9 protein-coding genes and 2 pseudogenes are annotated in these 12,726 nt (G+C 44.8%); 9 read left to right on the forward strand and 2 right to left on the reverse strand.

What is annotated here, in order from left to right; genetic code table 11:
* The first annotated feature begins 9 nt into the window (after positions 1 to 9).
* Positions 10 to 444, forward strand: coding sequence for a protein-export chaperone SecB (locus NM96_00235; protein AVR78012.1), 435 nt, complete (start codon positions 10 to 12; stop codon positions 442 to 444).
* Positions 445 to 608: 164 nt separating this feature from the next.
* Positions 609 to 1,016 (forward strand): annotated as a pseudogene (locus NM96_00240) (hypothetical protein).
* 388 nt (positions 1,017 to 1,404) lie between these two features.
* On the opposite strand, the gene tsaD reads toward NM96_00240, so the two are convergent.
* Positions 1,405 to 2,466: a tRNA (adenosine(37)-N6)-threonylcarbamoyltransferase complex transferase subunit TsaD gene (gene tsaD, locus NM96_00245; protein ID AVR78013.1), complete on the reverse strand. Its 1,062-nt coding sequence runs from the start codon at positions 2,464 to 2,466 to the stop codon at positions 1,405 to 1,407.
* Positions 2,467 to 2,896: 430 nt separating this feature from the next.
* On the opposite strand from tsaD, the gene NM96_00250 reads away from it, so the two are divergent.
* Together NM96_00250 and NM96_00255 are read left to right on the forward strand one after the other, a co-directional pair.
* Complete coding sequence (locus NM96_00250; GenBank protein ID AVR78014.1) at positions 2,897 to 3,946, forward strand: 3-deoxy-7-phosphoheptulonate synthase; 1,050 nt, start codon at positions 2,897 to 2,899, stop codon at positions 3,944 to 3,946.
* A gap of 344 nt (positions 3,947 to 4,290) precedes the next feature.
* Positions 4,291 to 4,512, forward strand: coding sequence for a glycine zipper 2TM domain-containing protein (locus NM96_00255; protein ID AVR78015.1), 222 nt, complete (start codon positions 4,291 to 4,293; stop codon positions 4,510 to 4,512).
* 254 nt (positions 4,513 to 4,766) lie between these two features.
* On the opposite strand, the gene NM96_00260 is transcribed toward NM96_00255, so the two are convergent.
* Positions 4,767 to 6,029: a 3-deoxy-D-manno-octulosonic acid transferase gene (locus tag NM96_00260; protein AVR78016.1), complete on the reverse strand. Its 1,263-nt coding sequence runs from the start codon at positions 6,027 to 6,029 to the stop codon at positions 4,767 to 4,769.
* Between the two features lie 823 nt (positions 6,030 to 6,852).
* Here NM96_00260 and NM96_00265 point away from each other — a divergent pair.
* The 5 genes and pseudogenes from NM96_00265 (at position 6,853) to NM96_00285 (ending at position 12,726) form a co-directional block, all read left to right on the forward strand.
* A pseudogene (locus tag NM96_00265) lies at positions 6,853 to 8,054 on the forward strand (calcium-binding protein).
* 67 nt (positions 8,055 to 8,121) lie between these two features.
* Positions 8,122 to 8,589, forward strand: a complete 468-nt coding sequence (locus tag NM96_00270) for an outer membrane protein assembly factor BamE (GenBank protein AVR78017.1) — start codon at positions 8,122 to 8,124, stop codon at positions 8,587 to 8,589.
* Between the two features lie 279 nt (positions 8,590 to 8,868).
* Positions 8,869 to 10,548: a type IV-A pilus assembly ATPase PilB gene (pilB, locus tag NM96_00275; GenBank protein AVR78018.1), complete on the forward strand. Its 1,680-nt coding sequence runs from the start codon at positions 8,869 to 8,871 to the stop codon at positions 10,546 to 10,548.
* Between the two features lie 71 nt (positions 10,549 to 10,619).
* A complete protein-coding gene (locus NM96_00280) occupies positions 10,620 to 11,861 on the forward strand; it encodes a type II secretion system F family protein (GenBank protein ID AVR78019.1) in 1,242 nt (413 codons plus the stop codon).
* Position 11,862: 1 nt separating this feature from the next.
* Complete coding sequence (locus NM96_00285; GenBank protein AVR78020.1) at positions 11,863 to 12,726, forward strand: prepilin peptidase; 864 nt, start codon at positions 11,863 to 11,865, stop codon at positions 12,724 to 12,726.

Here is a 12,726-nt window from a genome sequence, read left to right on the forward strand (position 1 = left end):
GAAAACAAAATGAGCGAAGAATTGCAACCCGTATTCAGCATCGAACGCCTGTTCGTCAAAGACCTGTCTTTGGAAGTGCCCAATGCCCCCCAAATCTTCTTGGAACAAGGCGAGCCTGAAGTCGATATGCGCGTTTCCACCAACAGCGAGAAGCTGGAAGACGGCTACTACAACGTTGACGTAACCGTTACCGTAACCGCCAAACTCAACGCCGAACGCACCATGTTCCTAAACGAAGTAACCCAAAGCGGCATCTTCCGTCTGGAAAACATCCCTGAAGAAGACGTTCAACTGCTCTTAGGCGTAGCCTGCCCGAACATCCTCTTCCCTTACGCACGCGAAGCCATTTCCACCAGCGTAACCCGCGCCGGCTTCCCGCCCGTACTGCTTGCTCCGATCAACTTCGAAGCTATGTACCAGCAACAACAAGAAGGCAACGCATAATCCGCGTTCCCTGTTTGTCAAAAGGTCGTCTGAAAAATGTTTCAGACGACTTTTTTATGATTGTGAAAATGCCCTGCCGAATTTCATCTTGAATGGCATAGACATAAAATCTGTAACGTCATAAAATTCCAAACGTTTATTATTTATCGAATAAAAAGGTTACGATGAAAAAATATATTTTTGGGGTGTATGCTGCTTTGCTCGTGGGTAATGTAATATCTGCCGATTTTACAGGTAGTTGGGGGTATGTTCGTGATATTCCGGATGGTGTTTACGGTAAGTATTTCAATATTAAACAATCATCAAAATATATAATTACGGGCGAATGGCATGAAGGGCGTTCAGACGGTCCCGGTGGCAGTGGTAAGGTAAAGGGATATGTGAAAAAAGGCGGAAAACTGTATTTGAGTTACTGTTCGGAAGGAGATAATTCTTGGTATACGCCTTGTCCGAAATATGAACAAGACAGGGGCTATTTCGTCAGATGGAATGGTGAGTTAGTTGAATACTATCGTCCATATGGAAAAGGGCAGGTATATAAAAAAGGTGAAATATTCAAGCGGCAGCAAGAAAGTGAACAGACTGAAGGTCAGGAGCAGCCTCAAGAGCGACAATCTTTGAGTCAACAAAAATTACTGAAAGAGCAAGAGTCTTTGCATCGGCAGGAGTTGTTGAAGGAACAAGAACTTTTACGCCGACAGGAATTGTTGAAAGAGCAGGAGTTATTGCTGCAACGGAAATCAGGTGGAGAACCAGAGTTGTTAAACGTACAGGAAATATTTAAAGAACAAGGAGGACAGGATGTATTCAAAGAGCAGGAGACGGCAGAAGGTCAGTGGACAGTTGAAAAACAGGAGTTGCCGCAAGGACAAAAAAATACCGAGTAATAGAGATACTCTAAAAAAGTCGTCTGAAAACCCCAATCCAAGTTTTCAGACGACCTTTTTTCTTTGCCGCACACTATTTCACAATTTCCGACAGCGGCCAGCGCGGTTTGACGTTGAACGCACCGGCGGGCTGCCGCTCCTGCAACCTCATCGCGCCGGCGAAGGCAATCATCGCGCCGTTGTCGGTGCAGTATTCCATGGGTGGGAAGCAGACTTTGATTTTTTCTTCCTTAGGTTTGGGTTTGCCTTTTTCAGACGGCTTTTTGACGCTCAAGCGGGAAAATTCGTCGCGCAGCTTCCAGTTTGCACCGACGCCGCCCGCGACGACCAAAGTTCTGAAACCGGTATCCAACAAGGCTTTTTTGGCTTTGGCGGCGAGGACGTCAATCACCGCGTCTTGAAACGCGCGGCAGATGTCGTTGCGCGTTTGCTCGGGAATTTCGCCGCCGTTTTCGGCGCGGACTTTTTCGACGGCGGTCAGCACGGCGGTTTTCAAACCGGAGAAGCTCATCTGTAAATCGTGCGAATGGAGCATGGGGCGCGGGAACGAGAAGGCATCGGGGTTGCCCAGCTTCGCCAGTTCGGACAACTTCGCGCCGCCGGGATACGGCAAACCTAAGAGTTTGGCGGTTTTGTCGAACGCCTCGCCTGCCGCGTCATCGACGCTTTCGCCCAGCAGCGTGTAGTCGCCGATGCCGCGCACCGCCATAAACTGCGTATGCCCGCCCGAAACCAGCAGGGCGACGAACGGAAATTCGGGTTTGTCGTCCGCCAAAAGCGGGGAGAGCAAATGGCCTTCGAGATGGTGGACGGGAATGACGGGTTTGTTCAAGGCAAACGCCAAGGCGTTGGCATAGCCCGAACCCGCCAGAAGCGCGCCGCCCAAACCCGGCCCTTGGGTGTAGGCGACGGCATCGATGTCGTCATAGGAAACGCCCGCTTCCTGCAAACAGCCCTGCGTCAGCGGCACGACGCGGCGGATATGGTCGCGGCTGGCAAGTTCGGGGACAACGCCGCCGTATTCGGCGTGCATCGCCATTTGGGTGTGAAGATGGTGCGCCAACAGGCCGCGTTCGGTGTCATACAGCGCAACGCCTGTTTCATCGCAGGATGATTCGATTCCGAGTACCAACATGGTTTGAGGTCGTCTGAAAATAAGGATGCGGTATTTTAACGGATTTCAGGTGGGCTTGGCTTGCTTGCGGTTAGGGAATATGCAGTGGTAGAGGCTATATCATATATATATATATATGATACGGAGTTGGGTTTGCTATCCGGTTATACCGAGCATTTTTATTGTCTGAGCTTTTGTTGTTCAAATTTAATTGTATTAGGTATATGGGCTGTACGTTGAGTCGAAGGGTTGTCGGCTATTTTGATTTTTGAATTTAATTAATAGAAATATTGTTGCTTATATTTTTATATTTTATGATTTTTAATGCTTTAAAATACAAAAAAAATATTTTTTTGAAATAAAATTGCTGAATAATTGGAAAAAGTCTTGTTTAAAACAGGTAAAGAAGGTAATCTATGCCTTAATTTATCTGAATTTGAAAGCAATAAAAATGACCAAACAATACCCTACCGACGATATTAAGATTAGAGAAGTCAAAGAGCTGCTGCCGCCGATTGCCCATTTGTACGAGCTGCCGATTTCCGAGGAAGCGGCGGGGCTGGTACACCGCACGCGGCATGAAATCGCCGATTTGGTTCACGGCAAGGACAACCGCCTGTTGGTGATTATCGGCCCGTGTTCCATCCACGACACCAAAGCCGCATTGGAATACGCCGAACGTTTGCTGGTGTTGCGCAAGAAATATGAAAAAGAATTGCTGATTGTGATGCGCGTGTATTTTGAAAAACCGCGTACAACGGTGGGTTGGAAAGGTCTGATTAACGATCCGCACTTGGACGGTACGTTCGACATCAACTACGGTCTGCGTCAGGCGCGCAGCTTGCTGCTGACGCTGAACAATATGGGCATGCCCGCTTCGACAGAGTTCCTCGACATGATTACGCCGCAATATTACGCGGACTTGATTTCTTGGGGCGCGATCGGTGCGCGGACGACGGAGAGCCAGGTACACCGCGAACTCGCCAGCGGCCTGTCTTGTCCGGTCGGTTTCAAAAACGGTACGGACGGCAATCTGAAAATCGCCATCGACGCGATTGGCGCGGCAAGTCATCCGCATCACTTCCTGTCTGTAACCAAAGCGGGGCATTCCGCCATTGTGCATACCGGCGGCAATCCCGACTGCCACGTTATCCTGCGCGGTGGCAAAGAACCGAATTACAGCACCGAACACGTCAAATCGGCGGCGGAGCAATTAATAAAAGCCGGTTTGTCGCCCAAGCTGATGGTCGATTGCAGCCACGCAAACAGCCGTAAAGATTACAGACGGCAGATGGAAGTTGCCCAAGACGTTGCCGCGCAACTGGAAAACGGCGAAGACAACATTATGGGCGTGATGGTGGAAAGTCATTTAGTCGAAGGCAGACAGGACAAGCCTGAGGTTTACGGGCAAAGCATTACCGATGCCTGCATCGGCTGGGATACCACCGAAGAAATGCTCGCGCTTTTGGCTGCGGCAAACCGTAAACGGGTCGCGCCTTAAGCCGGTTTGAACGGCAAAAAAGAGGTCGTCTGAAAAGACTGTGTGTGAACAAAAACAGACAGTTTTTCAGATGACCTTTTGTTTTTGTTTTGTATAAATTGTTTATTTATAGTGGATTAAATTTAAACCAGTACGGCGTTGCCTCGCCTTGCCGTACTATTTGTACTGTCTGCGGCTTCGTCGCCTTGTCCTGATTTAAATTTAATCCACTATACAAGGGCTTCAGGGTAGTCTCCGGGTAAATTATCGTAGTTTAAACAGTCTTTACTTATCAGAAGACATATTAATGAAACCTTGTGAGATACTGCCTGCGTATTGTTTAACCCACTGATGGAGAATACAACATGAAAAAGGCTTTGACTAAAACCGTTACCTTGATTGCTATCGCTGCTTCTTTGAGCGCATGTGCAGGTATGAACCAAACCCAACGCAATACCGCTACCGGCGCAGTATTGGGTGGTGTAGCAGGTAACCTGATTGGCGGCGATACCGGATCTACTTTGGGTGGTGCAGCATTGGGCGGCGTTATCGGCAGCCAAGTTCATCACGGACATCGCTATCGTTAAGTAGTTCATTAATATCATTATGCAAACCGTTCCGATCGTTTCATTTGTCGGAACGGTTTTTGTTTGATGGGGTGGCCATGAGAAAAGGTCGTCTGAAACGAGGGCATCGTGTTTCAGACGACCTTTTATAGTGGATTAAATTTAAATCAGGACAAGGCGACGAAGCCGCAGACAGTACAGATAGTACGGCAAGGCGAGGTAACGCCGTACTGGTTTAAAGTTAATCCACTATAGTAATAAGTGGGATGGATGATTTATTGGCGGATGACTGCTTTGGCGATTTGATCCGCCATGCGTTTGCTTGCTCCTTGGTGCTTGCCGATAAACTCAAGGGCTTTTTGGGAGAAACGTTCTTTTTCCGATGGATTGGCAAGCCATGATGTGGTTTTTTCATACCATCTTTCAGCAGAACCAACCTGCTCTGCCGCCCCTGCATGGATGGCATCTTGGCATACAGCGGAGAAATTGTAGGTTGAACAACCGAATAAGGTCGGTATGCCGCAGGAAATCGGTTCGATAACATTCTGACAGCCCGCATCCACAAGACTGCCGCCGACGAAGGCAATATCCGCAGCCAAATAATAGGCAAACAGTTCTCCCATGCTGTCTCCGACCCATATTTGCGTTTCTTTGTTGACAGGAAGGTTATCACTGCGATATTGCACACGGTAGCCCATATCTTCTGCAAGGGAAAAGGTCGTCTGAAAACGCTCGGGGTGTCGAGGGATAATCACCAGCAGTGCATCCCCTTTATAGCGTTTCCATGCTTCAAGCAACATTTCCGCTTCGTCCTGACCTTTATAGAAACGGGTGCTGGCACACACGACGACAGGGCGGTTGCCGATCCGTTCTTTAAATGCGGCTGCAAGTGCTTTCATCCCTTCGGGAAGCGATACATCATATTTGGTGTTGCCGCAAACGTGGACATTAGAAGCCCCAATCAAGTGCAATCGTTCTGCATCTTCGGCAGTTTGGGCAAAGCATCCGCTCAGGGTGCGCATAGCAGGCTCAACCAAGCCGCGTATTTTCAAATATCCCCGTTGCGATTTTTCAGACAGGCGGGCGTTAGCAAGAAAAAGCGGCACCTGTTTTTCAGCACACATATGCATCAGGTTCGGCCAAATTTCTGTTTCCATCAAAATACCGAAACGAGGGGCATGGTCGGTTAAAAATTGCCCAACCCATTCTGGTTTGTCGTAGGGAATATAGCGGCATTGCGCATTGGGATATAGGGTTTGCGCCGTATGCCTTCCGGTCGGTGTCATTTGAGTCAGTAATAAAGGGACATCTGGGAAATAGTTCTGTAATGCTTCGATGAGTGGCTGCGCAGCACGGGTTTCCCCGACAGAAACGGCGTGAATCCAAATCGGATGACGCACGGGCTTGCTCATTTTTTTGCCGAATCTTTCATCCCAGTGTTCCAAATAGGATGTTGATTTTTTAGCTCTCTTTTTTAGATAACGGCGGATAAACAAAGGAGCGATATGCCAAAGTTGATTGTATAACCAACGTATCATAATGATATTCCAAGATGTGATGGGCGTATAAAAAAGGTATCAGGAGGGGATTATAGACGATTCAATCTAAAACGGGACGAGATGAGCAGATCCAAAGCTAATGAGAATAGCTGAATAGGGAAGCCAGTGATTTTGAAATACTTAATTTTGGAGTGAGTGGGAAATAGGTGTTGTTAGATAAGATTGACGAAATTAGAAAGATCATCATCTATGAGGATAGATGATTTTTGTCTAAATACAACACTTTTTTAACATGTTTCAGTTGTAGAAAGATGCGTGAAAGTTGGGGTATAGAGGTAAGAGATGGGAATTTGTGGATATATGTATGGAAAACATTCTTGTAGATAAAAATAGCCTCTAAAAAATTTATTGGTAAATTTTTAGTTTATTTTAAATTTAAATTGCTTTTTATATAAAAATTAGACATAAAATTGCAGAGTGTTATATATTTTTCTATTTGTTCCAGTTGTTAATATATTTTGAGTTATATATTCATGACAAACAATACGGTTAATAATTAATAATATAGAGAACGTGTTAAGCCATGATAAAAAAAAATAATAAATGAGAAGACAGGTGGTCCAATATAATACAATCATGTATAGATTGATTGGATTGTAAGTCAATCCATTATCTTGATTGTACTTATTTATTTGTTTTAGATGGATTGAATCGGGTACATTTTTTTGTAAGTATTGGATAAGTGGTATGTATATTAGATAAGCGGCAAATATTTGTCAATCATAATATGCAAAACATATATTATCTTTGGTTCGATCTTTTCGATAACTATCATTATGTGTTTTTATCAGGGAGATAAAATATGAAACACAAAGCACACATGAATCGTTTTACCGCGCTCAATACGGCAATGTCCGTATCGTTTGCCGCTTTCGGTTTGTTTGCAGCATCTGCTGCTTCAGCTGAAAATTACATTAGTATCAGTAGTGATGCTGGTGTTCAACGTCCTAACTACAACAACGATGGCGCTACTGATCGTTTTGGTATGGCTATCGGTGTAAATACAAAGGCAACAGGTCATAGCGGTATCGCTATCGGTACCAGCACCACTTCTGCGGGTGAGTCTGCTACCGCTGTTGGTACTCTATCTAATGCAGACGGTATTGCCGCTACGGCCTTTGGCCAAGGTGCGCAAGCAGTTGGTAATGTATAGTGGATTAAATTTAAATCAGGACAAGGCGACGAAGCCGCAGACACACAGATAGTACGGCAAGGCGAGGCAACGCCGTACTGGTTTAAAGTTAATCCACTATAACGACTGCCGCAGGTCAAAAAGCTCGTGCAACTGCCCAAGGCGCAACTGCTTTGGGTACTGGTTCTGTAGCTTCTGCAATGTATTCTACTGCTACAGGTGCAGCATCTTCTGCGTCAGGTCAATCAAGTGTTGCTTATGGCTTGCAGTCTAAAGCTTCTGCTAATTCGGCAGTGGCTATTGGCTCTCGTGCGACAGCTTCTCATGCAGGTTCCGTTGCTTTGGGTGCAGGTTCTGAAACTGCTGAGGCAGTAGGCACTAACAGTGCAACTGTAAATGGTGTGTCTTATAGTGGCTTTGCAGGTACCAATCCTCGTTCTACCGTTAGTGTTGGCTATGCGGGTGGCGAGCGCACTATCACTAATGTTGCTGCTGGACGTATTAATGCAACCAGTACTGATGCTATTAACGGTAGCCAACTGTATCAAGTTGCTGCACGTACTCAAGGTAACTCTACTGCAATCACTAATTTGCAAAATCAAGTTAATGGTATTGGTAACCGCTTGAATGATATGGACAAGGATTTGCGTGCAGGTATTGCCGGTGCGACTGCGATTGCTTTCTTGCAACGTCCGAATGAAGCAGGTAAGAGCATGGTTTCTGCTGCGGTAGGTGGTTATCGCAATGAACAGGCTATTGCCGTGGGTTATGCTCATAACTCAGATAACAACAAATGGTCTGTTAAAACCGGTGTCAGTGTTAATACACGTAAAGACGTAAACTGGGGTGGTAGCGTAGGCTATCAATGGTAAGGCCTGAAGGGGTTTGTCGGTTCAGACGACCCCAGTTAAAGAATGATATCGATATAAAGGAAAAAACATGAAATTATCAATCATTTTGCCAGTTATCGCGGCATTGACTTTGGCCGCTTGTGGTAATTTAAGCAAGGTCAGCAAAGAAGGTACTACTGATAACCCTGTATGGCCTGATCCTGCTAGAACTACCTTCCGTCATGATGGTACTCAGCATGGTACTTGGCCGAATTGGGATAATGTCCGTCAAATCGAAGCAGGTATGAATAAAGACCAAATTTACGAATTGATTGGTCGTCCTCATTTCCAAGAAGGCTTATATGGTGTTCGTGAGTGGGATTATTTGTTCAATTACCGTGAAAATGGTGAGCATAAAACTTGTCAATACAAGATTTTGTTTGACAAAGACAAAAATGCCCAATCATTCTTCTGGTTGCCAGAAGGTTGCGGTCCTAAAAAGCCTGCTCCTGAAGTAGTTCGTGAAGTGATTATTCGCGAAGTGGCTCCTGCTCCTGCTGCACGTATCCGCCAGTAATAGTTTGATTTTATGAATTAAAACCGAGTTTTGTTATTTTGCAAAACTCGGTTTTGTTATTTTGCCTTTCTAAATAGTAGTGTAATGGAATTCTGCATGGACAGCGGTTGTTTTATAATAATTCCTTAAAATTTGGTAAGGGACGTTTGTGTCATATTTTTCACAATGAAAAGCAAAGTTGAATAATATTAGAACGTCTTGATATGTTTTAGGCATAATGAATGATAAAATAAGCACACTCTTTGCAAAAAAGAGAAAATAAGGAACGGATAGCAAATAATGAGTATCGGATTATTACGAGTTTTGGTTCAAAGCCAGACAATCAACAATACCCAGGCAGAGCATTACAATAATATATTGAAAACGGGGCAGGAAATCTTGCCCATGCTTTTTGCGGATAAGATTATCAGCCCAAGGTCTTTGGGCGAGTTGGTTGCGCGAGTTTTTAGTTATCCGCTATTGGATTTGCATTATTATCCACGTAACAATATTGTTATGGATGTCTTAACTGAGGAGCAGATGGTTCAAAATCGCTGCGTTCCGATTTTTCGTCGCGGCCGAAAGGTATATTTGGCGGTTTCAGATCCTACTCAAATCCAAAGTTTTCAAAAAATAGCTTTTGCTTCGGGAGTGACGGTTGATTTAGTAGTTGTCCCGGATGATCAGTTGAGTTCTTTGCTGGAGTGGTTAGGACAACGTTCTACCACCATCTTAAAAGAAATTAGTGAAGAACAAGAAGCTGCCCAGCCCTCTCAGGCGCTTTATATAGACAACGAAGAGGCTGAAGATGGGCCTATTCCACGTTTTATTCACAAGACCTTATCAGATGCGCTAAATGCAGGCGCATCCGATATACATTTCGAATTTTATGAACAAATGGCTCGTGTCCGTTTTCGTGTAGATGGACAGCTAAGGGAAGTGGTTCAACCCCCTGTTGCTGTACGCGGACAGCTGGCTTCACGCATCAAAGTAATGGCGCGTTTGGACATTTCGGAAAAACGCGTACCGCAAGATGGTCGTATTCAGATTGCTTTCCATAAACACGGTCGCCCCATTGATTTTCGTGTAAGTACGTTACCTACGCTTTTTGGCGAAAAAGTGGTAATGCGTATTCTGAATTCTGATGCAGCAACTTTAAATATTGACCAACTGGGATTCGAACCCTTCCAAAAAGAAATGCTGCTTGAGGCCATTCATCGGCCTTATGGCATGGTATTGGTAACAGGTCCGACAGGCTCCGGTAAAACCGTATCACTTTATACTTGCTTGAATATTTTAAATACAGAAGACGTCAATATTTCCACTGCAGAAGACCCGGCCGAGATTAATTTACCCGGCATCAACCAAGTCAACGTCAATGACAAACAAGGTTTGACTTTTGCTGCGGCGTTGAAATCTTTCTTGCGACAAGACCCTGACATTATCATGGTAGGTGAGATTCGGGACTTGGAAACCGCGGATATTGCCATCAAAGCGGCACAAACCGGACATATGGTGTTTTCAACGTTGCATACCAATAACGCGCCTGCGACCCTATCCCGTATGTTGAACATGGGGGTCGCTCCATTCAACATTGCCAGTTCCGTCAGCTTAATTATGGCGCAACGACTATTGCGTCGTCTGTGTTCGAGCTGTAAGCGTGAGGTTGAGCGTCCTCCAGTTCCCGCATTAAAAAAAGCAGGATTTACAGATGAAGATTTAGCAAAGGATTGGAAACTCTACCGTCCTGTCGGCTGCGATAGTTGCCGTGGTAAAGGCTTCAAAGGCCGTGTCGGCGTCTACGAAGTGATGCCGATTACCGAGGAAATGCAACGTGTCATTATGAATAATGGTACGGAAGTTGATATTATGAACATGGCCTATAAAGAAGGCATGGTCGATTTACGCCGCGCAGGTTTGTTAAAAGCTATGCAAGGTTTGACTTCATTAGAAGAAGTTATTGCTCACACTAACGATTAAACCATTGAATCGAAGAAATACGGGGACTTTTGTTTTCTTCATTCTTAAACATTAAACCAAGGGGTAACAAAATGGCTCAAGCAGAGCAAAAAAGAGGCTTATTCGCTCAAAAAAATAAAGGCAAACGTTTTACGTTTGAAGGTAAAAATACCAATACGGATCAATTAGTCCGAGGCGAAGTAGTCGCCAAAGACGAAGAAGAAGCGCGTAAAAAGCTCCAACGCCGCGGGATACGCCCTTTACGTATCAGTAAAGTAAAGGCAACCAAAAAGCGTCGTATTACTCAGGAAGACATTACAGTTTTCACCCGTCAACTCGCCACCATGATGAAAGCAGGTCTGCCTTTAATGCAGGCTTTTGAAATTGTCGCACGCGGACACTCCAACCCATCCATGACTGAAATGTTGATGCAAGTCCGTGCAGATGTGGAACAAGGTAGTGCATTAGGTAAATCATTTGCCAAATACCCAAAATATTTCGACCGTTTTTATTGCAATCTGATTGCGGCTGGCGAGACCGGTGGTGTTTTAGAAAGCCTGTTGGATAAACTTGCTGTATATAAAGAGAAAACACAAGCCATTAAGAAAAAAGTAAAAACTGCATTGACGTACCCAATTTCTATTGTGGTTGTTGCGGTTGTACTGATTTTCGTAATGATGCGCTGGGTTTTGCCTGCATTTAAAGAGGTTTACTCCAATATGGGAGCAGAATTACCAGGTATGACACAAACAGTCATGAGTATTTCCGACTTTTTTGTGGAATATGGCTGGATCATGATTATTGCAGCAATTGGCATTGGATTTGGTGTATATAAATTGCATCAGAAATCTCCTGAATTTCAAAAACGTGTAGATGCCATGGTTTTACGTATGCCTATTTTTGGCTCTATCATTCGTAAAGCAACTATTGCACGTTGGGCTCGTACTACTTCTACCTTATTTGCCGCAGGTGTCCCTTTAGTAGAAGTTTTAGATTCTGTATCAGGTGCTGCTGGCAATATACTCTATGAAGAAGCAACGCAAGACATCCGTGCAAAAGTTACTCAAGGTCTCTCTTTGACTTCAAGTATGCAAAGTACGGATATGTTTCCGAATATGGTTATTCAAATGGCCGCTATTGGTGAAGAATCTGGATCCCTTGATGATATGCTGAATAAGGCTGCTGAATTTTATGAGGAAGAAGTTGATAACTCTGTATCACAACTATCTTCTCTGATGGAGCCGATTATTATGGTGGTTTTGGGCTCCATTATCGGTACAATCCTGGTAGCAATGTATCTGCCGCTGTTTAACCTCGGTAACGTAGTAGGTTGATATGTTGGAATCTTTGGATACATTAGCGCCATTTGCTATTCCATTAGCTGTCATTGTTGGTTTGTTAATCGGAAGTTTTCTTAATGTTGTCATTTACCGCGTTCCTGTCATGATGGAACGCGGCTGGACTCAGTTTGCGAAAGAGCATTTGCAACTTGAATTAACGGAAGAAGAACAGCAACCATTCAATTTGATGAAGCCGGATTCCCGCTGCCCCAAGTGTCATGCTCCGGTAAAGGCTTGGCAAAATATTCCGATTGTCAGTTATCTGATGCTTGGTGGTAAATGTGGCTCGTGTAAAACGCCCATCAGCATCCGTTATCCCTTAATCGAATTATTGGCCGGTATATTGTTTGGCGTAGTGGCGTGGCAATATGGCTGGACGATGGCGGCATTCGGTGGGTTGATATTGACTGCAATATTGATTGCATTGACCTTTATCGATGCGGATACTCAATATTTACCTGACAGCCTGACCCTGCCGTTGATATGGTTAGGCTTACTGTTTAATTTAAGCGGTACTTTTGTTCCATTGAAATCTGCCGTTTTAGGCGCGGTTTTCGGCTATATGAGCTTATGGCTGTTGTGTTTTATCTATAAGCTTTTGACTGGAAAAATCGGTATGGGTAACGGCGATTTTAAATTGCTGGCCGCACTAGGTGCATGGCTTGGTGTCGGCATTTTACCTGTATTGGTCTTTATGGCAGCGTTAATTGGTCTGATTGGAGCGATTATCAGACGGGTTGCCAAAGGACAATATTTTGCTTTCGGTCCGAGTTTGGCTATTGCCGGCTGGATTATTCTGGTAGCTAACGAGCCGGTACATCGTGCCGTCACTTGGTGGCTGACCAAATCAGGGTTTTAA

It is taken from the genome of Neisseria mucosa, from assembly GCA_003028315.1.
Classification (GTDB): Bacteria; Pseudomonadota; Gammaproteobacteria; order Burkholderiales; family Neisseriaceae; genus Neisseria; species Neisseria mucosa.